This window comes from Escherichia coli DSM 30083 = JCM 1649 = ATCC 11775 (assembly GCF_003697165.2).
Classification (GTDB): domain Bacteria; phylum Pseudomonadota; class Gammaproteobacteria; order Enterobacterales; family Enterobacteriaceae; genus Escherichia; species Escherichia coli.
In genome coordinates this window covers 1,689,771-1,716,080 of the sequence record NZ_CP033092.2, presented here as the reverse complement: position 1 = coordinate 1,716,080, position 26,310 = coordinate 1,689,771, and the positions used below count along the sequence as shown (strand labels likewise).

The window sequence follows — 26,310 nt, the reverse complement described above, 5'->3', positions numbered from 1 at the left end:
CGCACAAAAACCAACAATCTTGCGCTTTAATTTTTTTCGCTGATAAGGAAGCTTTTAAACTGCGGCGACATCCAGGTTTTAAAGCTATCGCCCTCTTTGGTGATCATATAAACCGCCAGCCCTTCCCGGCGAACAACCTCTTTGGCTTTCTCCGGCCCGAGCACCATTAAGCCAGTATCCCAGGCATCGGCCTCCAGCGCCGTCGGGGCAATCACCGTCACGGATACCAGATTGTGTTCGATAGGACGCCCGGTTTGCGGATCGATAACATGAGAAAGACGTTTGCCGTCCAGTTCGTAATAGTTACGGTAGCTGCCAGAGGTACTAATCCCATGACCGTTGATATCCACCACGGCCTGAACCGCGTTTTCTTTATCGGTTGGCTTTTGAATCGCTACCCGCCACGGCTGGCCTGCACCGTTCATACCACGGCTGTTCAGCGCGCCGCCCACCGATACCAGATAGCGGGAAATCCCTTCCTGCTCCATCAAGCGTGCCAGGTGATCCGCCGCATAACCTTCACCGACGGTAGAGAGATCGACATATAAATCCGGCAGGTCTTTTTGCAGATATTGCTGGTGGGACTGATTAATCACCGTCAGGTGCTGTAAGCCGGTTTTGGCTTTCATCGCATCGATCTGTTCCTGGCTCGGAATTTGAACCGGTTGTTGTTCCGGACCAAAGCCCCACAGATTCACCAGCGGCCCGACGGTTATATCCATCGCGCCATCGGTCTTCGCGCCAATGCGCAGCGAGGTAGTGACGATATCGGCCATCGCTTCACTTACCGGCCACGGCGACAAACTTTGCGAGTCGTTAAAGCGCATCAGCGCGGAATCTTTTTTATAGGTCGAAAGCAGCTGATCGTCAGCGTCCAGTTGGGTCTGAATCTTTTCTTTAAGTTCGGCACTGCGTTTGGCGTCAATGCCCGGGATGCTGGCACGCCAGAAGGTACCCATAGTTTTGCCTTCAAGAACGGTAACTTCAGTAGCGTGGGTTTTGGCGGGTTGTGGTTTTTGATCGCAACCAACAAAGAAGAGCGCGGCAGCCAGCAGTGCCACGCGGGTAAAGCTTATTTCCATACGTGATTATCCTCATGCGAACGGTCGCAAGAGTACACCAAAAAACTGTGTTTGTACGCTGAAAACAATGAAAAAAGGGCCCGCAGGCCCTTTGTTCGATATCAATCGAGATTAGAACTGGTAAACCAGGCCCAGAGCTACGATGTTATCAGTGTTGATGCCAGCGTCACGAGTGAACTGGTTGTCGTCCAGCAGGTTGATTTTGTAGTCAACGTAGGTGGACATGTTTTTGTTGAAGTAGTAGGTCGCACCAACATCAACATATTTCAGGATATCTTCGTCGTCGTAGCCACGACCCAGGTTTTTACCTTTAGACTGCAGGTAAGCCAGGGACGGACGCAGACCGAAGTCGAACTGGTACTGAGCAACAGCTTCGAAGTTCTGTGCTTTGTTCGCCCAACCCAGGGAACCTACGCGAGTTGCGTTGTAGGTCTGGGTGTACTGAGCAGCCAGGTAGATGTTGTTAGCGTCGTATTTCAGACCACCAGTGTAGGTTTCAGCACGGTCGCCGTTACCGATGTACAGCGGGCTGTTCTGATCGTCAGTACGTTTGGAGCTGGAGATCGCACCACCGATACCGAAGCCTTCGTAATCATAAGTGATAGATCCGCCAACGCCGTCGCCGTTCTGACGCAGAGCACCACGACCGTTGTTGGTCATGCCTTCGCCGCTTACGCTACCGTTTTTACCCTGGTACTGAACAGCAAAGTTCAGGCCGTCAACCAGACCGAAGAAGTCGGTGTTACGGTAGGTCGCGAAGCCGTTACCACGCTGCTGCATGAAGTTGTCAGAACCGTAAGTGTCGCCACCGAATTCTGGCAGTACGTCGGTCCAGGAAGTTACGTCATAAACAACGCCGTAGTTACGACCGTAGTCGAAAGAACCCACATCCTGGAATTTCAGACCTGCGAATGCCACACGGGTCCAGGAGTTGTTTTCGTTTTCAGCGCTGTTGCCCTGGATCTGATATTCCCACTGGCCGTAACCGGTCAGCTGGTCAGTAACCTGAGTTTCACCTTTGAAGCCAAGACGCATGTAGGTCTGGTCGCCATCTACAGACTTGTCGTCAGAGAAATAGTGCAGGCCGTCTACTTTACCGTACAGATCTAATTTGTTGCCGTCTTTGTTGTAAACTTCAGCAGCGTTTGCTGCGCCTGCTACCAGCAGAGCTGGGACCAGGAGGGACAGTACTTTAACTTTCATGTTATTAACCCTCTGTTATATGCCTTTATTTGCTTTTTTATGCCACTGCATACTGATTAACCCTCATTAATCAGTCGGCAAGTCCATTCTCCCCAAAAATGCAGAATAATCCAACACGAATATGATACTAAAACTTTTAAGATGTTTCATTTATCGCTATAGATGTTTCAGAATGTAAATGAAAGGGAACTTTTTAAGATTATTGCGGAATGACCAAATAAGCACCTAACATCAAGCAATATTAATTCAAGGTTAAAATCAATAACTTATTCTTAATTATTTGACAGCACTGAATGTCAAAACAAAACCTTCACTCGCAACTAGAATATCTTCCGCTATCATCATTAACTTTATTTATTACCGTCATTCATTTCTGAATGTCTGTTTACCCCTATTTCAACCGGATGCCTCGCATCCGGTTTTTTTTACCCTTCTTTACACACTTTTCATTATTCTGTGCTACCACAGAAAAACTATAACGCTTGTTAACTATTTCACAAATAATTAACATAGACATAATTTCCAGCAATCTTCGTTTATTTGCAATTAATTTCGTTGGGCTTTTTGTAGGTTATTTGTACAGCAAAATGGCGCTTGTACATCTATTTCACCCAATGCAGGATGATAAATATCACTGGAGAATAGAGAATCATCAATCAGGTAAGAGTCTGGAATTTCACACTGTACCCTTTATACTGCCCTATCACTTCGCGAAGTTTTAACAGGTCATAAACACGAATGCGTCAGAAAGAGACAACGGCCACGACCCGCTTTTCACTCCTACCGGGGAGCATTACCCGCTTCTTTTTACTGTTGATCATTGTGTTACTGGTGACGATGGGTGTAATGGTACAAAGCGCCGTTAACGCCTGGCTGAAAGATAAAAGTTACCAGATTGTCGACATTACCCACGCAATCCAAAAGCGCGTCGATACCTGGCGTTACGTGACCTGGCAGATCTACGACAACATTGCCGCGACGACCTCCCCCTCCTCCGGCGAAGGTTTACAAGAGACGCGACTGAAACAGGATGTCTACTATCTGGAGAAACCACGCCGCAAAACGGAAGCGTTAATCTTTGGCTCTCACGACAACTCAACGCTTGAGATGACTCAACGGATGTCCACCTATCTGGACACATTGTGGGGCGCAGAAAATGTACCGTGGTCGATGTATTACCTGAATGGTCAGGATAACAGTCTGGTGCTGATCTCAACCCTGCCTCTCAAAGATCTCACCTCCGGATTTAAAGAATCGACCGTCAGCGACATTGTTGATTCACGTCGTGCAGAGATGTTACAACAGGCCAACGCCCTCGATGAACGCGAAAGTTTTTCTAACATGCGCCGCCTGGCCTGGCAGAACGGTCATTACTTTACCTTGCGTACCACGTTCAACCAGCCGGGACATCTGGCAACGGTCGTGGCTTTTGATCTGCCGATTAATGATTTGATCCCACCGGGTATGCCGCTGGACAGTTTCCGCCTTGAGCCAGACGCGACGGCAACGGGAAACAATGAAAATGAGAAAGAAGGGACGGATAGCGTCAGTATCCACTTTAACAGTACGAAGATTGAAATCTCCTCGGCACTCAACTCTACCGATATGCGCCTGGTCTGGCAGGTTCCTTACGGCACCTTACTGCTGGATACGTTGCAAAACATTCTGCTGCCACTGCTGCTGAACATCGGTTTGCTGGCGCTGGCGTTATTTGGCTATACCACATTCCGCCATTTCTCCAGCCGCAGTACAGAAAGCGTCCCCAGCACGGCGGTCAATAACGAATTGCGCATTTTACGGGCAATTAATGAAGAGATAGTCTCATTGCTGCCGCTCGGCCTGCTGGTGCACGATCAGGAATCGAACCGCACGGTCATAAGTAACAAAATTGCCGATCATTTGCTGCCGCATTTGAATCTGCAAAACATCACTACCATGGCGGAGCAGCATCAGGGGATTATTCAGGCGACGATCAATAACGAGCTGTATGAGATCCGCATGTTCCGCAGCCAGGTTGCGCCGCGCACACAAATTTTCATTATTCGCGATCAGGATCGCGAAGTGCTGGTAAACAAGAAACTCAAGCAGGCGCAGCGTCTGTATGAGAAAAACCAGCAGGGGCGGATGACCTTTATGAAAAACATTGGCGATGCGCTGAAAGAACCCGCACAGTCCCTGGCGGAGAGCGCGGCTAAACTCAACGCCCCGGAAGGCAAACAACTGGCGAATCAGGCAGATGTGCTGGTGCGGCTGGTCGATGAAATACAGTTAGCGAACATGCTTGCGGACGATAGCTGGAAAAGTGAGACGGAGCTGTTCTCCGTGCAGGATTTAATTGATGAAGTAGTGCCTTCAGTGTTGCCTGCCATCAAGCGTAAAGGTCTGCAACTGCTGATTAACAATCATCTGAAAGCACACGATATGCGCCGCGGCGATCGCGATGCCTTACGACGTATTTTGCTGCTACTGATGCAATATGCCGTGACCTCAACGCAATTAGGAAAAATCACCCTTGAGGTTGATCAGGATGAGTCCTCCGAAGACCGCCTGACGTTCCGCATTCTGGACACTGGAGAAGGCGTAAGCATTCATGAAATGGATAATTTGCACTTCCCGTTTATCAACCAGACCCAAAACGATCGCTATGGCAAGGCGGACCCGCTGGCATTCTGGCTGAGCGATCAACTGGCGCGTAAACTGGGCGGTCATTTAAACATCAAAACGCGGGATGGGCTTGGTACACGCTACTCTGTGCATATCAAAATGCTCGCAACTGACCCGGAAGTTGAAGAGGAAGAAGAGCGATTACTGGATGATGTCTGCGTAATGGTGGATGTTACTTCGGCAGAAATTCGGAATATTGTCACTCGCCAGTTAGAAAATTGGGGTGCAACCTGTATCACACCCGATGAAAGATTAATTAGTCAAGATTATGATATCTTTTTAACGGATAATCCGTCTAATCTTACTGCCTCTGGCTTGCTTTTAAGCGATGATGAGTCTGGCGTACGGGAAATTGGGCCTGGTCAATTGTGCGTCAATTTCAATATGAGCAACGCTATGCAGGAAGCGGTCTTACAATTAATTGAAGTGCAACTGGCGCAGGAAGAGGTGACAGAATCGCCTCTGGGCGGAGATGAAAATGCGCAACTCCATGCCAGCGGCTATTATGCGCTCTTTGTAGACACAGTACCGGATGATGTTAAGAGGCTATATACTGAAGCAGCAACCAGTGACTTTGCTGCGTTAGCCCAAACGGCTCATCGTCTTAAAGGCGTATTTGCCATGCTAAATCTGGTACCCGGCAAGCAGTTATGTGAAACGCTGGAACATCTGATTCGTGAGAAGGATGTTCCAGGAATAGAAAAATACATCAGCGACATTGACAGTTATGTCAAGAGCTTGCTGTAGCAAGGTAGCCTATTACATGAACAATATGAACGTAATTATTGCCGATGACCATCCGATAGTCTTGTTCGGTATTCGCAAATCACTTGAGCAAATTGAGTGGGTGAATGTTGTCGGCGAATTTGAAGACTCTACAGCACTGATCAACAACTTGCCGAAACTGGATGCACATGTGTTGATTACCGATCTCTCCATGCCTGGCGATAAGTACGGCGATGGCATTACCTTAATCAAGTACATCAAGCGCCATTTCCCAAGCCTGTCGATCATTGTTCTGACCATGAACAACAACCCGGCGATTCTTAGTGCGGTATTGGATCTGGATATCGAAGGGATCGTGCTGAAACAAGGTGCACCGACCGATCTGCCGAAAGCTCTCGCCGCGCTGCAGAAAGGGAAGAAATTTACCCCGGAAAGCGTTTCTCGCCTGTTGGAAAAAATCAGTGCTGGTGGTTATGGTGACAAGCGTCTCTCGCCAAAAGAGAGTGAAGTTCTGCGCCTGTTTGCGGAAGGCTTCCTGGTGACCGAGATCGCTAAAAAGCTGAACCGCAGTATTAAAACCATCAGTAGCCAGAAGAAATCTGCGATGATGAAGCTGGGTGTCGAGAACGATATTGCTCTGCTGAATTATCTCTCTTCTGTGACGTTAAGTCCGGCAGATAAAGACTAATCACCTGTAGGCCAGATAAGACGCGTTAGTGTCTTATCTGGCATTTGCACGGATTGCCGGATGCGGCGTAAACGCCTTATCCGTCCTACGATTCCCATTATTTCAACAGATTACATTAAAGTAGGCCAGATAAGACGCGTCAGCGTCGCATCTGGCATTTGCACTGAATGCCAGATGCGGCGTAAACGCCTTATCCGTCCTACGATTCCCGCGATTTCCTGACCCTCTCGGCATATACCGTCAGCGTCTGTTTTATCACATCCAGCGTTACCGGCTTCGACAGGCAACTGTCCATACCGGACTCCAGACACCGCTGCTTCTCTTCAGCCAACGCATTAGCAGTTACTCCGATTACCGGCAACGTCAGTCCCAACTGACGAATGCGTTGCGTCAAGCGGTAACCATCCATATTTGGCATATTGACGTCGCTAAGCACGATATCAATATGATTCTTGTTAAGTACATTAAGCGCATCGACGCCATCATTCGCGGTTTTACATTGATAGCCCAACGATCCCAACTGATCTGCCAGCAGACTCCGGTTAATCGGATGATCATCTACGACCAGAATCATCATATCGTCATTATCGCTGACCGCTTTGTCCGTCGACGGCAGAGCGTTAGCAGGATCGTCGCTCTCCATCTCGATCAAATAAATACGCGCCAACAATGCCGGTAGCTCATGCGGAGCAGCCACACTGTGTACCCACTCCCCTGGCGCTTTCTCCAGCGGAATACCAATATGGCGACGACAGAAGGTCACTACCGCTCTGCCCTGCCATTTTTTGTTCACTACCTCGTCAGTAATTAACACATCTTCGGGAGTCGGTTCCTGCCCTTCGTATGTTGTAACGACGATGCCGCTGCGCTGCAAACTGGTTTCCAGGAACTGACAGAGCGACGCATTGCGGACCGCCAGCCAGCAGCGTTTACCACTCAACCCTTCCACACCTTTTTTCTGCGGGTACTGAGCGCCGTATAACGGAATACGCACGGTAAACTGGCTGCCCATTCCCGGTTCTGAATCTACCGAGATGTCGCCGTCCATCATGCTGATCAGTTTTTCACAAATCGCCAGACCCAGACCAGTCCCCTGGAAGTTACGCTGTACGCCCGTTCCGACCTGGAAGAAGGGATCAAACAAACGCACCACTTCTTTCGCCGGTATCCCCACGCCGGTATCGCGAACACGGATAGAGAGATAATCGCCATCAGCGCGAACATGCAAAACTATACAGCCGGTATCGGTGAATTTTATGGCGTTACTCAACAGGTTGGAGATGACCTGCTGTAAACGCATCGGGTCGCCATTTAAGGCCACTGGCACATCCGGTTCAATAAAGCAGTACAAGCCTAACTGCTTGCGTACCACCAGCGGTAAATAGTTGGCGGTGATGTGGTTCATCACTTCACGCGGTGAAAACTCACGCGGTTCGATCTTCAACTGTTCTGATTCAATTTTCGAGAAATCGAGAATATCGCTGATAATTTTCAACAACAGGCTGGAAGAGTTGTTCATTGCCGTCACCAGACGATCGACGCCTTTCGGTAACTCTTTGGTTTGCAACAGATCCAGGTTACCGATAATGCCATACAGCGGCGTTCGCAGCTCATGACTGACGGTGGCCAGGAACATCGATTTTGACTGGCTCGCCTGTTCCGCTGCTTGTGCCATCTCCTGCAACGACTCTTCCATCTTCACGCGCGAAGAAACATCCACCAGCACACAAATGGCCACGTTTTCATTACGATAGCGCGAATGGACGAAGCTGATTTGCAGATTAGTATTGTTGCTGGTCAGGACATCAACAAAATTGACCTGCTGCCCACAGATAATTTGTGTCAGCCGTTGGCGGTCCTCATGCGTAAGCATATTGAGATAGGTATGCGCCAGTTCGTTACTTAAAATATTGACGCCATCAGCGGTACGCAAAATGCAGATACCCACTGGCGCGGAGGCGACAATCTTGCGATTAAACTGCTCATGTTCTTCCAGTCGCAGGGCGTCGCTTTCCGCCGGAATGAAAATACGCCGCTCGTACATCCGCGCGAGAGTAAACAATGCAGCTCCGGCAAGCACATTCAGCAAAATTGCGTTAAGGATCAACATGCGAATGCGTTCCAGCACCTTATCAACTGGCACTGAATAAACGATGCTTAGCGATGAGGGTGGCAGATTTTTCTTCAGCACCAGTTCGCGGAACCCTTCCGTATAGCCAAACCAGGAGCGTTCCTGCATCCAGCGAGGATCGCCCTTAATTTTGCTTTCTGGTCCGGTAAGCGAAATCAGGGTATGACCATTTTCATCAAGAATGGTAACCCCCATCGGCAACGTACCAGGTAAGAAAAAGTTCTCCATCCGGATGGTTTGCTCGATACCCAAAAGCGCCTGCAACCGATTCGCCAGATAAACTGGCGTCAAGGCGTAAAAATACCCGACGCCAGGGCGCGGACCTTCGCTGATCCAGTAGAGGTTACTGCCACTATCATCTTGTGGTGCATTTCGATATTTATTAATGCGTTCATGCAAAGCTTTTAACGCGGTATCGCGTTCCACTGGCATATCACGCAGACCGAAATTAGCCATGCAGAGGTTATCGCTGCCGATTAAAAATACCCGGTTTAGATCGTAAGCCGCAGAAAAATTATCGCGCCAGTAGCGCATAAACCACGCCAATGACTCCAGAGAACCTCGCCAGGTGTTACTCATTGCGGAACAATCAGAGTCAGCAAACAGCGGTTCAAACGCAGGCACATCCGTCTGCGTTTCTCGTCCACGCGGGGAAAGCACACCGTTTTCTGCCGATAAGCGATTTTCAGCTATGTACTTCAGCTCTTTCATCACATCAGAGGTGCGTTGAATAAAGCGCTGAGCCTGATCGGAACTCAGATTAAATTCCTGACGAATTTCCGATTCTCGCTGATGTAACGCATTAACGATGTAAAAAACGGATGAAAAAGCAATCAACAGCCAGAGCACTAACGCCAATGCTCTGAACATGTAGCGCGAGGCTTTCAGGGTTGTACGAAAAGAAGCAAGGTATTTCAAAGGGGCGAAGCTCCGCCTCAGGTGACCGATGGAGTGTGGTTAAGGTAGCGGTAAAAGCGTGTTACCGCAATGTTCTCTCTTCTCTGGAATATGATACACCGCCGAGAAATCATCACCTTAACCTCTGATAATCGTCATATACCGGACAAGACTAGTGGATTTCAGCATGCATTATATGAAGTGGATTTATCCACGCCGCTTACGCAATCAAATGATCCTGATGGCAATCCTGATGGTCATTGTCCCAACGCTTACTATTGGTTATATCGTAGAAACGGAAGGACGTTCAGCAGTCTTATCTGAAAAAGAGAAAAAACTTTCTGCCGTGGTCAACCTGCTTAATCAGGCGCTAGGCAATCGCTACGATCTCTACATCGACTTACCGCGTGAGGAGCGTATCCGCGCATTAAATGCAGAACTTGCCCCCATTACCGAAAATATCACTCACGCCTTCCCTGGCATCGGCGCTGGTTATTACAACAAAACGCTGGATGCGATAATCACCTACGCGCCTTCAGCGCTATATCAGAATAATGTGGGCGTTACCATTGCCGCAGATCACCCTGGTCGCGAAGTCATGCGTACAAATACCCCTTTGGTTTATTCAGGCAGGCAGGTGCGCGGCGATATTTTGAATTCAATGATTCCCATTGAGCGTAATGGTGAAATCCTCGGCTATATCTGGGCCAATGAATTAACCGAAGATATTCGCCGCCAGGCCTGGAAAATGGATGTGAGGATTATCATTGTGCTCACCGCCGGTTTGCTGATAAGCCTGCTGTTGATTGTCCTTTTCTCCCGTCGCCTGAGCGCCAATATAGATATCATCACCGATGGCCTCTCGACTCTGGCTCAAAATATTCCCACTCGATTACCACAATTGCCCGGTGAAATGGGGCAAATCAGTCAGAGTGTTAACAACCTCGCCCAGGCACTGCGTGAAACGCGAACACTTAACGATCTGATTATTGAAAACGCTGCCGATGGCGTCATTGCCATTGACCGCCAGGGTGATGTAACCACCATGAACCCAGCAGCAGAAGTCATCACTGGCTATCAACGTCATGAACTGGTAGGGCAGCCTTACTCCATGTTGTTCGACAATACTCAGTTCTACAGTCCAGTACTGGATACGCTGGAACATGGCACCGAACATGTAGCACTGGAGATCAGTTTTCCAGGCCGTGACCGCACCATTGAACTCAGTGTCACGACCAGTCGTATTCATAACACGCACGGTGAAATGATAGGTGCTTTGGTGATTTTCTCTGATTTAACTGCCCGCAAAGAAACCCAGCGCCGCATGGCGCAAGCAGAACGCCTCGCCACACTGGGTGAGCTGATGGCTGGCGTGGCGCATGAAGTACGTAATCCGCTAACAGCTATTCGTGGTTATGTACAGATCTTGCGCCAACAAACCCGTGACCCAATACATCAGGAATATCTGTCCGTAGTACTCAAAGAAATCGATTCAATTAACAAAGTTATTCAGCAATTGCTCGAATTTTCACGTCCACGCCACAGTCAATGGCAACAAGTCAGCCTCAATGCATTGGTTGAAGAAACTCTGGTACTGGTACAAACCGCCGGCGTACAAGCGCGGGTCGACTTCATAAGCGAACTGGATAATGAATTAAGCCCGATTAACGCCGATCGTGAACTGCTCAAACAGGTACTACTGAATATCCTGATCAATGCCGTCCAGGCTATCAGTGCACGAGGGAAAATTCGCATTCGAACCTGGCAGTATAGCGACTCGCAACAGGCCATTTCGATAGAGGACAACGGCAGTGGCATTGATCTCTCGCTGCAAAAAAAGATCTTCGATCCCTTTTTCACTACCAAAGCCTCAGGAACCGGGCTTGGTCTGGCGTTAAGTCAACGCATCATTAATGCCCATCAGGGTGATATTCGCGTCGCCAGTTTGCCGGGCTACGGCGCAACCTTCACGCTTATTTTACCGATCAACCCGCAGGGAAATCAGACTGTATGACTGCTATTAATCGCATCCTTATTGTGGATGATGAAGATAATGTTCGCCGTATGCTGAGCACCGCTTTTGCACTACAAGGATTCGAAACACATTGTGCGAACAACGGGCGCACAGCATTACACCTGTTTGCCGATATTCACCCTGACGTGGTGTTGATGGATATCCGCATGCCAGAGATGGACGGCATCAAGGCACTAAAGGAGATGCGCAGCCATGAGACCCGGACACCCGTTATTCTGATGACGGCCTATGCTGAAGTGGAAACCGCCGTCGAAGCACTACGCTGCGGAGCCTTCGACTATGTTATCAAACCGTTTGATCTCGATGAGTTGAATTTAATCGTTCAGCGCGCTTTACAACTCCAGTCAATGAAAAAAGAGATCCGTCATCTGCACCAGGCACTGAGCACCAGCTGGCAATGGGGGCACATTCTCACCAACAGCCCGGCGATGATGGACATCTGCAAAGACACCGCCAAAATTGCCCTTTCTCAGGCCAGCGTCTTGATTAGCGGTGAAAGCGGCACCGGGAAAGAGTTGATTGCCAGAGCGATTCACTACAATTCGCGGCGGGCAAAGGGGCCGTTCATTAAAGTCAACTGCGCGGCGCTGCCGGAATCGTTGCTCGAAAGTGAACTGTTTGGTCATGAAAAAGGTGCATTTACTGGTGCACAAACCTTGCGTCAGGGATTATTTGAACGTGCCAACGAAGGTACTTTGCTCCTCGACGAAATTGGCGAAATGCCGCTGGTACTGCAAGCCAAATTACTACGCATTCTGCAGGAACGGGAATTTGAACGGATTGGCGGCCATCAGACCATAAAAGTTGATATCCGCATCATTGCTGCCACCAACCGCGACTTGCAGGCAATGGTGAAAGAAGGCACCTTCCGTGAAGATCTCTTTTATCGCCTTAACGTTATTCATTTAATACTGCCGCCTCTGCGCGATCGCCGGGAAGATATTTCCCTGTTAGCTAATCACTTTTTGCAAAAATTCAGTAGTGAGAATCAGCGCGATATTATCGACATCGATCCGATGGCAATGTCACTGCTTACCGCCTGGTCATGGCCGGGAAATATTCGAGAGCTTTCCAACGTTATTGAACGCGCCGTCGTGATGAATTCAGGCCCGATCATTTTTTCTGAGGATCTTCCGCCGCAGATTCGTCAGCCAGTCTGTAATGCTGGTGAAGCAAAAACAGCCCCTGTCGGTGAGCGTAATTTAAAAGAGGAAATTAAACGCGTCGAAAAACGCATCATTATGGAAGTGCTGGAACAACAAGAAGGAAACCGAACCCGCACTGCTTTAATGCTGGGCATCAGTCGCCGTGCATTGATGTATAAACTCCAGGAATACGGTATCGATCCGGCGGATGTATAACGCCAAAACTTGCTATGCAGAAATTTGCACAGTGCGCAATTTTCTGCATAGCCGCTCATTCTCCTTATGAATCCCCATCTAATTTATCCTTTTCTATTCAATTAGTTAAATAACAACATTCAATAATCTCATTCTGGCACTCCCCTTGCTATTCCCTGACTGTACCCACAACGGTGTATGCAAGAGGGATAAAAAATGAAAACAAAATTGATGACATTACAAGACGCCACCGGCTTCTTTCGTGACGGCATGACCATCATGGTGGGCGGATTTATGGGGATTGGCACTCCATCCCGCCTGGTTGAAGCATTACTGGAATCTGGTGTTCGCGACCTGACATTGATAGCCAATGATACCGCGTTTGTTGATACCGGCATCGGTCCGCTCATCGTCAATGGTCGAGTCCGCAAAGTGATTGCTTCACATATCGGCACCAACCCGGAAACAGGTCGGCGCATGATATCTGGTGAGATGGACGTCGTTCTGGTGCCGCAAGGTACGCTAATCGAGCAAATTCGCTGTGGCGGAGCTGGACTTGGTGGTTTTCTCACCCCAACTGGTGTCGGCAGCGTCGTAGAGGAAGGCAAACAGACACTGACACTCGACGGTAAAACCTGGCTGCTCGAACGCCCGCTGCGCGCCGACCTGGCGCTAATTCGCGCTCATCGTTGCGACACACTTGGCAACCTGACCTATCACCTTAGCGCCCGCAACTTTAACCCCCTGATAGCCCTTGCGGCTGATATCACGCTGGTAGAGCCGGATGAACTGGTCGAAACCGGCGAGCTGCAACCTGACCATATTGTCACCCCTGGTGCCGTTATCGACCACATCATCGTTTCACAGGAGAGCAAATAATGGATGCGAAACAACGTATTGCGCGCCGTGTGGCGCAAGAGCTTCGTGATGGTGACATCGTTAACTTAGGGATCGGTTTACCCACAATGGTCGCCAATTATTTACCGGAGGGTATTCATATCACTCTGCAATCAGAAAACGGCTTCCTCGGTTTAGGCCCGGTCACAACAGCGCATCCCGATCTGGTGAACGCTGGCGGACAACCGTGCGGCATTTTACCCGGCGCAGCCATGTTTGATAGCGCCATGTCATTTGCGCTAATCCGTGGCGGTCATATTGATGCCTGCGTGCTCGGCGGTTTGCAAGTAGACGAAGAAGCAAACCTCGCGAACTGGGTAGTGCCTGGGAAAATGGTGCCCGGTATGGGTGGCGCGATGGATCTGGTGACCGGGTCGCGCAAAGTGATCATCGCCATGGAACATTGCGCCAAAGATGGTTCAGCAAAAATTTTGCGCCGCTGCACCATGCCACTCACTGCGCAACATGCGGTGCATATGCTGGTTACTGAACTGGCTGTCTTTCGTTTTATTGACGGCAAAATGTGGCTCACCGAAATTGCCGACGGGTGTGATTTAGCCACCGTGCGTGCCAAAACAGAAGCTCGGTTTGAAGTAGCTGCCGATCTGAATACGCAACGGGGTGATTTATGATTGGTCGCATATCGCGTTTTATGACGCGTTTTGTCAGCCGATGGCTTCCCGATCCACTGATCTTTGCCATGTTGCTGACATTGCTAACATTCGTGATCGCGCTTTGGTTAACACCACAAACGCCGATCAGCATGGTGAAAATGTGGGGTGACGGTTTCTGGAACTTGCTGGCGTTTGGTATGCAGATGGCGCTTATCATCGTTACCGGTCATGCCCTTGCCAGCTCCGCGCCGGTGAAAAGTTTGCTGCGTACTGCCGCCTCCGCCGCAAAGACGCCCGTACAGGGCGTCATGCTGGTTACTTTCTTCGGTTCAGTTGCTTGTGTCATCAACTGGGGATTTGGTTTGGTTGTCGGTGCAATGTTCGCCCGTGAAGTCGCCCGGCGAGTACCCGGTTCTGATTATCCGTTGCTCATTGCCTGCGCCTACATTGGTTTTCTCACCTGGGGTGGCGGTTTCTCTGGCTCAATGCCTCTGTTGGCTGCAACACCGGGCAACCCGGTTGAGCATATCGCCGGGCTGATCCCGGTGGGCGATACTCTGTTCAGTGGTTTTAATATTTTCATCACTGTGGCGTTGATTGTGGTGATGCCATTTATCACCCGCATGATGATGCCAAAACCGTCTGACGTGGTGAGTATCGATCCGAAACTACTCATGGAAGAGGCTGATTTTCAAAAGCAACTACCGAAAGATGCTCCACCGTCCGAGCGACTGGAAGAAAGCCGTATTCTGACGTTGATCATCGGCGCACTCGGTATCGCTTACCTGGCGATGTACTTCAGCGAACATGGCTTCAACATCACCATCAATACCGTCAACCTGATGTTTATGATTGCGGGTCTGCTGCTACATAAAACGCCAATGGCTTATATGCGTGCTATCAGCGCGGCAGCACGCAGTACCGCCGGTATTCTGGTGCAATTCCCCTTCTACGCGGGGATCCAACTGATGATGGAGCACTCCGGTCTGGGCGGACTCATTACCGAATTCTTCATCAATGTTGCGAACAAAGACACCTTCCCGGTCATGACCTTTTTTAGTTCTGCACTGATTAACTTCGCCGTTCCGTCTGGCGGCGGGCACTGGGTTATTCAGGGGCCGTTCGTGATGCCCGCAGCCCAGGCGCTGGGCGCTGATCTCGGTAAATCGGTAATGGCGATCGCCTACGGCGAGCAATGGATGAACATGGCACAACCGTTCTGGGCGCTGCCAGCACTGGCAATCGCCGGACTCGGTGTCCGCGACATCATGGGCTATTGCATCACTGCCCTGCTCTTCTCCGGCGTCATTTTCGTCATTGGTTTAACGCTGTTCTGACGGCAACCCTACAGACAGAAGGAATATAAAATGAAAAATTGTGTCATCGTCAGTGCGGTACGTACTGCTATCGGTAGTTTTAACGGTTCACTCGCTTCCACCAGCGCCATCGACCTGGGGGCGACAGTAATTAAAGCCGCCATTGAACGTGCAAAAATCGATTCACTACACGTTGATGAAGTGATTATGGGTAACGTGTTGCAAGCCGGACTGGGGCAAAATCCGGCACGTCAGGCGCTGCTAAAAAGCGGACTGGCTGAAACGGTGTGCGGATTCACGGTCAATAAAGTGTGTGGTTCGGGTCTTAAAAGTGTGGCGCTTGCCGCCCAGGCAATTCAGGCAGGTCAGGCGCAGAGCATTGTGGCGGGGGGTATGGAAAATATGAGTTTAGCGCCCTACTTACTCGATGCAAAAGCACGCTCTGGTTATCGTCTTGGAGACGGACAGGTTTATGACGTAATCCTGCGCGATGGTCTGATGTGCGCCACCCATGGTTATCATATGGGGATTACCGCCGAAAACGTGGCTAAAGAGTACGGAATTACCCGTGAAATGCAGGATGAACTGGCGCTACATTCACAGCGTAAAGCGGCAGCCGCAATTGAGTCCGGTGCTTTTACAGCCGAAATCGTCCCGGTAAATGTTGTCACTCGGAAGAAAACCTTCGTCTTCAGTCAAGACGAATTCCCGAAAGCGGATTCTACGGCTGAAGCGTTAGGCGCATTGCGCCCGGCCTTCGATAAAGCAGGAACAGTCACCGCCGGGAACGCGTCTGGCATTAACGACGGTGCTGCCGCTCTGGTGATTATGGAAGAATCTTCGGCGCTGGCAGCAGGCCTTACCCCCCTGGCTCGCATTAAAAGTTATGCCAGCGGTGGCGTGCCCCCCGCATTGATGGGTATGGGGCCAGTACCTGCCACGCAAAAAGCGTTACAACTGGCGGGGCTGCAACTGGCGGATATTGATCTCATTGAGGCTAATGAAGCATTTGCTGCACAGTTCCTTGCCGTTGGGAAAACCCTGGGCTTTGAGCCTGAGAAAGTGAATGTCAACGGCGGGGCCATCGCGCTGGGGCATCCTATCGGTGCCAGTGGTGCTCGTATTCTGGTCACACTATTACATGCAATGCAGGCACGCGATAAAACGCTGGGGCTGGCAACACTGTGCATTGGTGGCGGCCAGGGAATTGCGATGGTGATTGAACGATTGAATTAACATGTAAAAACGCCCGATAGCGAAAGTCATCGGGCGTTTTCTTGAACATTGACAGTAAAGATAACCTCATTAATCACCAGTCAAAACTTTTCACCAGCGTCAGTTCGCCAGCATTACGCATCGGTACAATAAAAGTTTCCTGTTTCTCATTGACCGACCCTTCATCGGTGATCAGCGTCAGTTGGGCCGTAGTTAATTCCGTTTCGCTGCGTCCGCCATAGTAGTTGATATACACCTGATAACGGCCGTGAACTGGCGCTGGCATGGCGAAAATCTCGGGGCCGTACCCTGTCGTGACATCCATATCCAGTGCACCACTGTTTTTCAGCACGGTGTTACCGTACCAGGCATGTTCACCGTCAGGCGTAACGACATGAAGATCGAGGTCGGTATTGTCCGTATCCCACGAGAGAACCAGCCGTAAACGTGCGCGAATCGCCCCAGCACCCGGCGTTGAGTAAAACTGCATTTTTTGTCGGCTTTGCCCATCTGGGCTGATGACCTGCACGCTGTTGCTGCCTTCAGTGAAAATATAAGGGCGTGCAAAAGAACCATCTGATTCAATTCTCTGCGGCATACTGGCACCGTTGACCACCAGCCGGCCCTGCTGAACTTTACCCGCCGCAGCATAATTCTTTATTTTGCCGCGGATCTGCGCTGAGATATTTTGATCATCTGCCATGTTGACGGACGACGCCGGGTAATTGATCGTTTGTGAAAAACTGGCATCTTCACCCTCTGCCGGATGCCAGCCAGAGAGCGGTGCATCAATCTCGACTTCCTGCACACCTTCACTGTGAGCGACAGGCGAAAGCGCCACCAGTAACAACGGAAGAAAAATCTTTCGCATAGCATTAGTCCATTAATAATTGTCGGGTCAGCGTTTCGATATAGTTCTCATCAAGCCCGGTGGGATAACCATCAAAGGCCAGGTGCAGATACTCATGGGTTAAATCCAGCCGATCCTGAAGCGTAAAGAAGTTACGAATAAACAGCCGTTTCTGCTGCCGATCGGTATAGGGGAAACCTGAGACTAAGCGGCAGACCGCAAACACGTCAGGTTCGTTATACCCCATTTCATCTTGTAACACGCGCCGCCACTGCGGCATTTTTTTCGCCAGCCAGGCTTTCGCTTTGGGTAATAACTGGCAGGTTGAGCGTGGCGCTCCCCAGCGGCTAAGGTTGTTGTCGGGATAAGCAAACGCAAGTATCTGATCATAACGCTCTCCCTGCCCCGCCTGGGCAGTAGCGTGCCGCCAGGAAAGCGTCCCTTCGGTAACCCGGCTGCCATGATAATGAACCGGATCGCCCGCATAGATGAGATCCTGCGTCCAGGCGGTCATCGTCCGCGCGCCTACAGTGGCTGGCGAAGCTGAAACGCGCTGGGTAGCGCTACTGTCCGGGATGCTCAGGCAATCACCATCGCGATCGGCGTTTTGCTGTAAATACGTGCGAATCGCCACGGTCATGGCTTTCGCTGCCTCAGGAGGCGTACTTTTCGCCTCGCGATCCAGAACTCTGGCAACGTACTCTTCACGATCGAGATGCGACTGTAATTTCAGTTTGCCCTTTACCGTCAGTAACGTTGTCTCACCGTGGCTGACAAATGTCATGTGGTTACCATTGGCAAACGTCACACGATAGCGCCCATTGAGCACGCCTGGTTTGACTGCCGTCGTACTCTTTTCCTCAGTAACTTTCTTCAGCGGATAACGAGCAAACAGATCCACCAACACACATTGCCCACTGGCAACCTGCGTCGGCACTGGCAAAACCCGATTAAGCGCCGTCGCATAACGGGTCAGTACCGTTTTGCTGGTGCCACTGCCAGTAACCCACAGCGGTGTACCATCGGTTAACCAGCCAGCAAAACCACCCTGACGGATTTCCTGTTTATCATCGGCAAACCAACTCCAGGTTTTCACCCGTACCCGACTACCGAGCATGGATGCGACACCGATTTTCGCCTCGTCCAGCACCACATCCAGTAAGACTTCCTGAGCTTTGTTTTGCGCAGGTAATGTCGCTAATGAATCAAGCAGCGATTTAACCGTTACCGAGGTTTCTGGCTTCAGTGTAGTAAGAGACGCTAACCACGCAGGTGCCTGACGCTGTTGCCAGTATTGCCCCCACATATCTGCGCCAATATGCAACCGCTGCGGCGCAAAATAGAGTCCACAGGAACGTACCAGCGCGGAATCGCGCGTTATGCTCTCCCCAGCCTGACAACAATAAACCTCTTCCGGGGAGTTGCCGCGACACTGGTATGGCTGCTCCGGTTGATGGGTATCCTCCAGCCAGGCGTAAATATACAGTTTCCACAAACTCCCTAATGGCGTGGTGAGCGTGTCAGGTAATACCGAGACTTTGGTCACGCCTGATGACGACAGCTGATACAGTTGATCGTGCTGCGCGCCCCGCAGCGCCAGTTGTAACGGCGTCTCCTCCGCAAGCGTTGGCAGAGTTACCAACGCCAATAGCCAGACGATTCTGTACCAGTTCACTTATTTCACCTGCATCCCGATCCATTCGCTCCCTGGCGCAACACTTTGCTGTGCAGGTGCATAGGAACGCACATAACGAGCAGGAGGCAGAACGAATTGCCCTTTTTGCGAGAAGCGCAGCAAATGGCGGAAAGTGACCGTTCCCGTCAGTTCTTTCACCGGCACCATATAGCCCAGTTCGCCCATTTCATTTCGCGCTTTTTCCAGCAATTGCCCCTGCTGTTTCGCGGGGTTGGGTTTATTGACCGAAATGCCCCACGTAGTCCTCTCAACGTCAGCCCCTGGCGGGAGCGGTACTTCCACCTGACCGTAGCGCAGAACGGCATCCTGCTCGCTGGTAAGCGTAATTTCATCGAGATACAGCGCATCGCTGTCAATCTCATTGCTGGTCACCGGCAGCAGAGTAAAGCTCATCTCTTCTTCACCGGGGATAAGCCGATACAACTGGCGTTCAACGGTCACCGGAATGTTACTTTGTTGAGCCGTTTTTGCCGGTTCACGCCAGCGGACCTGCACATTTTGCGGCGATAATTCGTCACCAAAAGAGAGAATGTCCGGCACACCCTGACCAACCCAACGCCAGTCTTCGCCCCCTCCAGTTAACTTATGTTTAGCCCATGCGCCCGCAGGCGCAGGCAACACAACTGGAGGCATCGTCGCCATATATTTCGCCAGCCAGTTCATGGCCAGCGCGCGCTCAATAGTGGATTGCTCAGCGGTCAAACCACTTAAAATAGCGGCCGCCTGGGTAGCGTCGCCACCGCTATTAAGCAGCACAACCGTGTGCGCCAGCGGCTGATTGCTGTTTGCTGCTTTATCCCACGCATATTGCTGAACCTGTGGCATCACAGTGGACTTCAACTGCGCTTTTTTCAGCAACGTCATGGTTAAGACGTTTGCCACCGCATCTGCCAGTGGAGATTCAGGTGTATCGAGGATCAGGCTGTCATTGATATCGCTGGTGTCTTCCTCAGAGAAATCTTCAGTTTTAGTTCCGCGCCGGGCGATAGCTTCATCCAACCCTTTCAACAACGTTTTGCACGGCAGATTCATCTCCTGTGCCCACGCCAGCACCAGCGCCCGATGCAATAACGGCATGTTGTCCGCCTGCTCGGCATAACTGTCGAGCATATGTTGCCAGTATTCCGGTTGCTGCGTTACGCCGAGCGCCTGGCTGGCCTGCCAGTCGGCGTACCATGCCCATGCCGTGAGGAAGGCGTCGCCATTGCCATCTTCACCCCACCAGGTAAAGCGCGCTCCGGGCCCCGCCAGTTGCATCAGCCGCAGACGGTTATCCTGAATCATCTGACGAATGTCGTTAGCGGCGGCACTTTGATGATCGGCAAGCGAACGCCAGGCGAGACTGAGCGGGATCAGACGGCTACCGGTGTTGATCACGCCACCCCACGGTTCATCGACTAATGCATCAAGATTGTTACGGAAAATCTCCTGCGGCGTTTCGCTACTTTGTAGCCGGATATTGCTCGCCTGCTCGGGCAACGTCAGCGCATTATCGCCACCGCCGAGCATGACGTTTTTCTGTTGTTCAACGGGCCAGCTGTTATCCACAAAAGACAGTTTTGTGCTAATGCTGTCCTGTACTTGCCCATTTTGTTGCAGTTCTGCACTTAACAAGCCAGATTGCTGAATATTCTGCGTCAGCGAAATATAATTCGCCCCTTTGTGCAGCGTCAGCGTCTGGCGCATCTCAGCGCCTGCAAATTTAGTCACCAGCGCCACCGGTTCGTTATCCTGCTGACTGAAGATAAACAGTCCTGCTGCCGGTTTGTCGCCCATGCGATACACCGTTGGCATACTCCATTTCATGTAGAGACTTTTTTCCGAACGCAGATAAGCACGCCCCTGCCCGACCAGCCCGTCGCCGTTCATCCCACGCGCGGTGATGCGCCAGCGGGTTAACGAATCAGGCATCAGGAACGTGAAATACGCTTTGCCTTGTTTATCGGTTGTGAGTGACGGCATCCAGGCCGCGGTATCCACCTCTTCACGCCGTGGACGTTCCAGCATTTTTACTCGCCGCTCGCTGCGGTTAGTCGCGCCAGGCGCAACCGGCTCGCTGGAGAGCGCCTGATCGTAGCTGATAAACGACAGACTGGAGCTGGTACGCACATTGTTACGCCCCAGCGGATAGAAAAATTTGCCGATATTCGGCGCGATTTCCGGTTGCAGCGCGTAGATCATTTCATCGACCACGCCTACCGTTAACTGCGCAGAAACAGGTTTACCTTTCAGCGACGAGGTTAATTCGACATTGACCAGTTCACCAGGCTGGTAATGGGTTTTGTCCGTTTTCACCCGGATATCCAGCTGGGGAACGGCAACTTTAATCCCGGCGTTCTGAAAACTGTACTGACCGTTACGGGTATACAGCACCGAAAAAGTGATGTTAGGCGCAAAGGAATTGCTCACCGGTACGCGGGCTTCATACTGGGTATCGTTTAAACGTTGTAGCGTTAGCCAGTTTGCCGGATGCGATAGCAGCGACTGCTGTTCCACGCGATCGCGTTCCAGCGTCAATAATGCTTCGTCAATTGGCTCCGGGAAGGTAATCAGCATCTTCGCGGTTTCGCCAGGCTGATACAGTGTTTTATCTGCCACGATATCTACCGTACCAGTATGCGACGTGCTGCCCTTACCGCTGACTGCATGGCTTAACCCGGCGAGAATTAAGCCGTCTTTATCGCGTAATGTCAGATTGTAGTTGCCAGGTTTAGCGAAATTGACGGTAAAGGATTTGCCGCCTGACTGTAGCTCTCCGCTGTGACTCGTGCGGTCTTCGAGACGCAACCATTCATACGTAACAGGAACCTGTTTTGAAGATTCCAGCGCGGCATAACGGAACACAACCGACTCGCCGCTATTACTGTATTGTGCGGCGGTACTTAAAGAGTAATGCGCCAGGCCACGTTCAATGAGGATCTCTTTGGTGGTGGTAACTCGATACGCCGCGCCGTCACTGGCGGAGACGGTTAACAAATAACGGCTCGGTTTATCGGCGGCGGGGAGATTCAACGCCACATGACCATTATCGTCGGAAACCGTTTCACTGCCTTCCAGCGACACCGGGAAACGTCCGGCATAACGCAAATCGTTACCAACCATTGATAATTGCTGAGCGCGCAAACTTAACTGCACGCGGGCATCTTTTACCGGCTCGCCATCCGGGTAAAGCAGTTGCAGTTTGCCGCTGACCGCTTCGCCAGTTTTGAACTCTTTTTTGTCGAGAGCTAAACCAATCTCAAAATGGGGTTTGATGTAGTTTGCCACGCGAAAACTGCTGCTATAGACCTGTTTGCGGTAAGCAAGACGTAACTCATAACCTCCGGCGACGGCATTTTCTGGCAGGCGGAAACTCCCCTGCCCGCCATTACGCGCATCCAGCGTGACATTGACGGTTTGCAACAGACTGCCGTTGGCGTCCAGCACCGAAAGCTTCGCCGGTGCGCTGACGATGGGGGATGAATGCAACGGATCGTGGAACTCGCGGCCCATCACTTTAACATCGACACGATCGCCTGCGCGATATAGCGGGCGATCGGTAAAGATATACAAGCGGGTGTTGTAGATTTCGCTTTCGTAGAAAAAGTTCTCGGAGACAAAAACGCCGCCTTCAGCATCCTTACCCAGAATATATGAACGTTCTGGCGATATATGTTGTAACTGCAAGGTACCGCTGCCATCGGTCACACCGCGGGTCATCACGCCAAGACCGTCAGTCCACAAGATCTCTGAGCCGGGCTTCGCTTCACCCTGTTTTTTCCCCGCGGTCCACACCAGAAGCTCGTTACCTGACACTTTGCTAAGCGCCACGGTATCGGAAACAAACACCACCGTCGTCGCCCGATACCCACCCACCATCGCCTCGACGAGGTACAGTCCCGGCTCTTGTTTGCCGAGAGGAATATAGATGTTGCCCGGCTGCGGCGAAATGAAATTGCTGGATGCGCCTTCCAGTTTTACCCCTTGTTGCGGCTCGACCGGTTTAGCCTGCCATAGTGGGTAACGGAACTGTTCCACTAGTGGATATTTTTTCAGCGGTGAAAACTGGTTGTTCTGTACATAACGGGAAGGTTTAATAATGGCATTACCGAGCTGTAATTCGGGTAACGCCTGAGTCACATTCTGCCGTGACTGAGAAGAGAAAGTACGCTGCATCACGCGGCGAGATTTGCCGTACCAGTTATCCCACAGCCAGGTCAGCGTATTGTTCAGTCCGTCGCCCAGATATTGCGGTTGCACCACAATGCGATGCAGGTTTTTCTGCTGGCGCAAAAATGCCATCGGGTCAGGAATACGATACAGGCGAACGTCCACGCCGCCGTACTCTTCCATCTGATAGCGCCGATAATCACGCCCCGGCGCTTCCAGTCGCACTTTCGCCTCTTCACTGCTGCTAAAACTGCTGTCAGCGAGCAAAAAGAATGTTCCCCCGGCGGGCGGCACATAGTTACTGGAAGGAAGCGAATCATCAGCATTAGCAAGCCCTGTTCCCACAAGAGACAGGGACAAGCACGCTGCTATCGCGCCAGAAAATTTAAACGATAAATGCCAATGAAATTGGGATTGGAATCGTTGGGTATCCATCGGGTGTCCTTCCATGTCATAAGTTGTTGCAGACTGACTGCGCGCATTCCGTTGTCAGTTTTCGTGGCGCTTCCGGTGTGGTAGATGATGTAACGCCCCATCCAGACCATTAAGTGCTGGGCATCGCCCTGATCGAAAAAAATCATATCGCCAGGCAGTGCCTGGTTTATGTCCTGGCCAATAAACTGGCTGTTGTACTGAATCAAATTAATCGCGGTCACATAGGGGCCGGTTTTCCCATTCCCCTGATTCCAGTTTTGCGCCAGTTGACGCTGTTCAGGTGTTAGCGTCATCTCTGGCGGCAAATACTGGTTAGATAAACCGTTACTTTTTAGCCATTTACTGTCGTGAACTTTCAGCGCCTCGTTCGCCGCAAATCGCACCAGGCCCGCGCAATCCTGTTGATACCAGCGTGGGCTTGGCCCCTGGCGGAGCTGTTCCTGTGCAATGCGCACAAACCACGCGCGAAACAGCCCGGATTGTTCGACATTTAGCATTTCACTATGGGCAACAACACAATACAGCCAGCAAATCAGCACCAGCAGCCCGTGTCTCATAGCGGTTGCCAGGTTATGGGTAGCCACTGCCAGGCGGCACCGGGTTCCATCTGGGCCAGCTTCATGACATAACGCGGTTGTTGAGATAAAGCGTCCAGCTTCGGCATTAATAAAGTTTGTGCGGCGTTATAAAAAACCGGTTCGAGATTCTTCGGCAGACTGGTCAGCGTTTCGTTACGCAGCAGTTTCGCCATTCCTTGTGGATTGATATAGAGCGGAACGATGCCATCAGTGGGTATTACATCCACCATTGCCGGGCGGGTTTTATTCAGTGCTTGCAGGGCGTTATTAACCAGCGTGTCATCGAGGGAGAAAAGCAGCGTTTTGTTTTGCATCGCCAGCGACACGCGGAAAAAATAATCCGACATTAATTGATCGGGTTGCGCCGCCTGCGCTTTCGGATACTGACCGTATCGGGAACTCACTTCGCGACGCCAGATTTGCGCTTCGCCCTGCTGAGTCTGGCTTACCGGCAAAACACCTTCTGGCGCTTTGCTTTCGTGCGCACCAATATTTTGCGTAAACAGTTTCCCTGGCAATTGCGCCTGTTCGGCAGTGCCATCAAACTGACCAACAAACAGTGGGGTTTGCAATTTTGAGTCTTCATACCAGCACAGCCCCGCGCCACCGTCTAACGCCCCATTCAGCTTGTCGTTTTCCTGGCTGATGTGCGAAAGCATCTCTTCGGCAATACCGTGTGAATACGGCACCGCCACACAGAAGCTGGCTCCGGCAGGCATACTGTTCCATACCGGCGTAAAATCGAAACTGGCATCTACGCTGGCGGATTCATCGTTTAACGCCAGAAAACTGTGCCAGCCGTCGTTACCCATTTCGAAGCGCATGCCAGCAAAAGAAGGCACTAATCGCTGGTAGCCAAACCCCAGCAACCTGGCGCTGACCACGATGCGCTGGCGTACTGGCGTTTTTTCGGCAGTACGCTCTTCCAGGCCAAAGCTGGCTTGCCAGCGTTTTTTACCACTCAACAAATCACTTGCGATCGCCGTGGCTTCAGTATCCTGTTGGTCATCTTTAAACAGCATATCCGAACTGGAAAAAGCCAATATTTTGTCCTGATAAGTCGCAAACATCAGGACGTTATTGCCGTTATAGCGCAACTGATAAACAGGAATAGTTTCACTATTTATCTTGATGCTACTGATTTCCGTTTTACTTAACTGGCTGTCGCTGGTAGCGGCAAACAGCAATGGCTCCAGCAGCTTGCTTAAACCACTTCGCTGGATCAGCACCATATAATGAGAAAGATGGCCTTGTTTATCGTGCCACAGTGCCGCCTGCGCGGGCTGGTCTAAGAGTGACGAAAAGAGCTTATCTTTCAGCGTGAGATCGTGTTCATAGACAATGCGGCGAATGCTGCCTTCAATGCCCAGACGATCGGCATGATTCTGATAATAGAAAACGAAATCTTCGCTCAGAACATCGTGGAGAAACGGAATGGTAAGGAGATCTTTGGGAAGCTGGCTCAGAGAGTCGCTGTCGAGAAAGAGGTCCGGCTCATTGAGATCGATTTGCAGATTGTTGTGCACCACCAGTGGCGACAACGTTTTTTCTGGCCCACTGCCAGAGTATTGTAATGCCCATACGCCAGCGGATAGCAGCGCTATTGCCCCAAAACCAACAAGGCCATAAAACCGCCAGCCTTTCGCCTTTTTTTCACCACTCATTGCCACATTCCTTGTGTATAGCCAGCCATTTTTTACGGGCACAGCCAAACTTTACCGCGCCCTAATACGACAAAAGCCCAGACTTTACAGCCTGGACTTTTCAATTCAAAAAAGGGAGATGGCTCCCTTT

16 protein-coding genes are annotated in these 26,310 nt (G+C 50.9%); 8 read left to right on the top strand and 8 right to left on the bottom strand.

Going from position 1 to position 26,310, the window contains the following annotated elements:
• Window positions 1-26: 26 nt before the first annotated feature.
• Complete coding sequence (gene apbE / locus EAS44_RS09225; RefSeq protein WP_000406059.1) at window positions 27-1,082, bottom strand: FAD:protein FMN transferase ApbE; 1,056 nt, start codon at window positions 1,080-1,082, stop codon at window positions 27-29.
• Between the two features lie 111 nt (window positions 1,083-1,193).
• A complete protein-coding gene (gene ompC, locus EAS44_RS09220; protein ID WP_000865556.1) occupies window positions 1,194-2,285 on the bottom strand; it encodes a porin OmpC in 1,092 nt (363 codons plus the stop codon).
• Between the two features lie 738 nt (window positions 2,286-3,023).
• On the opposite strand from ompC, the gene rcsD reads away from it, so the two are divergent.
• Both rcsD and rcsB read left to right on the top strand, forming a co-directional pair.
• On the top strand, window positions 3,024-5,696 hold the full coding sequence (gene rcsD / locus EAS44_RS09215) for a phosphotransferase RcsD (protein ID WP_001249137.1): 2,673 nt from the start codon (window positions 3,024-3,026) through the stop codon (window positions 5,694-5,696).
• Between the two features lie 16 nt (window positions 5,697-5,712).
• The gene (gene rcsB, locus EAS44_RS09210; RefSeq protein WP_001061917.1) at window positions 5,713-6,363 is read left to right on the top strand and encodes a response regulator transcription factor RcsB; all 651 of its coding nucleotides are present in this window, start codon (window positions 5,713-5,715) and stop codon (window positions 6,361-6,363) included.
• Between the two features lie 199 nt (window positions 6,364-6,562).
• Here the strand turns inward: rcsB and rcsC are convergent, their stop codons facing one another.
• A complete protein-coding gene (gene rcsC / locus EAS44_RS09205; protein WP_000876050.1) occupies window positions 6,563-9,412 on the bottom strand; it encodes a two-component system sensor histidine kinase RcsC in 2,850 nt (949 codons plus the stop codon).
• 166 nt (window positions 9,413-9,578) lie between these two features.
• On the opposite strand from rcsC, the gene atoS reads away from it, so the two are divergent.
• The 6 genes from atoS to atoB all read left to right on the top strand — a co-directional run bounded on the left by atoS (window position 9,579) and on the right by atoB (window position 16,829).
• Window positions 9,579-11,405, top strand: a complete 1,827-nt coding sequence (atoS, locus tag EAS44_RS09200) for a two-component system sensor histidine kinase AtoS (protein ID WP_001296244.1) — start codon at window positions 9,579-9,581, stop codon at window positions 11,403-11,405.
• Window positions 11,402-12,787, top strand: coding sequence for an acetoacetate metabolism transcriptional regulator AtoC (atoC, locus tag EAS44_RS09195; protein WP_000125281.1), 1,386 nt, complete (start codon window positions 11,402-11,404; stop codon window positions 12,785-12,787). The genes atoS and atoC overlap by 4 nt, the downstream gene beginning before the upstream one ends.
• A 195-nt stretch (window positions 12,788-12,982) precedes the next feature.
• Window positions 12,983-13,645: an acetate CoA-transferase subunit alpha gene (atoD, locus tag EAS44_RS09190; RefSeq protein ID WP_000850532.1), complete on the top strand. Its 663-nt coding sequence runs from the start codon at window positions 12,983-12,985 to the stop codon at window positions 13,643-13,645.
• On the top strand, window positions 13,645-14,295 hold the full coding sequence (gene atoA, locus EAS44_RS09185; RefSeq protein ID WP_000339055.1) for an acetate CoA-transferase subunit beta: 651 nt from the start codon (window positions 13,645-13,647) through the stop codon (window positions 14,293-14,295). Before atoD ends, atoA begins: the two co-directional genes overlap by 1 nt.
• A complete protein-coding gene (gene atoE, locus EAS44_RS09180) occupies window positions 14,292-15,614 on the top strand; it encodes a TIGR00366 family protein (protein ID WP_000580278.1) in 1,323 nt (440 codons plus the stop codon). Before atoA ends, atoE begins: the two co-directional genes overlap by 4 nt.
• A gap of 30 nt (window positions 15,615-15,644) precedes the next feature.
• Window positions 15,645-16,829, top strand: coding sequence for an acetyl-CoA acetyltransferase (atoB, locus tag EAS44_RS09175; protein ID WP_000786536.1), 1,185 nt, complete (start codon window positions 15,645-15,647; stop codon window positions 16,827-16,829).
• Window positions 16,830-16,902: 73 nt separating this feature from the next.
• Here the strand turns inward: atoB and yfaP are convergent, their stop codons facing one another.
• Genes yfaP through yfaA form a run of 5 tightly spaced genes read right to left on the bottom strand, consistent with a single transcriptional unit; the run spans window position 16,903 to window position 26,180 of the window.
• Entirely contained in the window at window positions 16,903-17,679 is a 777-nt protein-coding gene (yfaP, locus tag EAS44_RS09170) for a YfaP family protein (RefSeq protein WP_001225879.1), read from the bottom strand.
• 4 nt (window positions 17,680-17,683) lie between these two features.
• Window positions 17,684-19,333, bottom strand: coding sequence for a YfaQ family protein (gene yfaQ / locus EAS44_RS09165; protein ID WP_001104800.1), 1,650 nt, complete (start codon window positions 19,331-19,333; stop codon window positions 17,684-17,686).
• On the bottom strand, window positions 19,334-23,848 hold the full coding sequence (locus EAS44_RS09160) for an alpha-2-macroglobulin family protein (protein WP_000536601.1): 4,515 nt from the start codon (window positions 23,846-23,848) through the stop codon (window positions 19,334-19,336).
• Between the two features lie 23 nt (window positions 23,849-23,871).
• Window positions 23,872-24,495: a DUF1175 domain-containing protein gene (yfaT, locus tag EAS44_RS09155; RefSeq protein ID WP_001297934.1), complete on the bottom strand. Its 624-nt coding sequence runs from the start codon at window positions 24,493-24,495 to the stop codon at window positions 23,872-23,874.
• Entirely contained in the window at window positions 24,492-26,180 is a 1,689-nt protein-coding gene (yfaA, locus tag EAS44_RS09150) for a DUF2138 domain-containing protein (protein ID WP_000012327.1), read from the bottom strand. Before yfaA ends, yfaT begins: the two co-directional genes overlap by 4 nt.
• Window positions 26,181-26,310 lie beyond the last annotated feature (130 nt).

What these genes read in the sequence shown, in the direction of transcription:
- atoA (WP_000339055.1), top strand. Translation starts at nt 13,645, where the DNA reads ATGGATGCGAAACAACGTATTGCGCGCCGTGTGGCGCAAGAGCTTCGT.
- ompC (WP_000865556.1), bottom strand. Translation starts at nt 2,285, where the DNA reads ATGAAAGTTAAAGTACTGTCCCTCCTGGTCCCAGCTCTGCTGGTAGCA.
- atoB (WP_000786536.1), top strand. Translation starts at nt 15,645, where the DNA reads ATGAAAAATTGTGTCATCGTCAGTGCGGTACGTACTGCTATCGGTAGT.
- atoD (WP_000850532.1), top strand. Translation starts at nt 12,983, where the DNA reads ATGAAAACAAAATTGATGACATTACAAGACGCCACCGGCTTCTTTCGT.
- atoS (WP_001296244.1), top strand. Translation starts at nt 9,579, where the DNA reads ATGCATTATATGAAGTGGATTTATCCACGCCGCTTACGCAATCAAATG.
- yfaP (WP_001225879.1), bottom strand. Translation starts at nt 17,679, where the DNA reads ATGCGAAAGATTTTTCTTCCGTTGTTACTGGTGGCGCTTTCGCCTGTC.
- rcsB (WP_001061917.1), top strand. Translation starts at nt 5,713, where the DNA reads ATGAACAATATGAACGTAATTATTGCCGATGACCATCCGATAGTCTTG.
- atoE (WP_000580278.1), top strand. Translation starts at nt 14,292, where the DNA reads ATGATTGGTCGCATATCGCGTTTTATGACGCGTTTTGTCAGCCGATGG.
- rcsD (WP_001249137.1), top strand. Translation starts at nt 3,024, where the DNA reads ATGCGTCAGAAAGAGACAACGGCCACGACCCGCTTTTCACTCCTACCG.
- yfaA (WP_000012327.1), bottom strand. Translation starts at nt 26,180, where the DNA reads ATGAGTGGTGAAAAAAAGGCGAAAGGCTGGCGGTTTTATGGCCTTGTT.
- atoC (WP_000125281.1), top strand. Translation starts at nt 11,402, where the DNA reads ATGACTGCTATTAATCGCATCCTTATTGTGGATGATGAAGATAATGTT.
- apbE (WP_000406059.1), bottom strand. Translation starts at nt 1,082, where the DNA reads ATGGAAATAAGCTTTACCCGCGTGGCACTGCTGGCTGCCGCGCTCTTC.
- yfaT (WP_001297934.1), bottom strand. Translation starts at nt 24,495, where the DNA reads ATGAGACACGGGCTGCTGGTGCTGATTTGCTGGCTGTATTGTGTTGTT.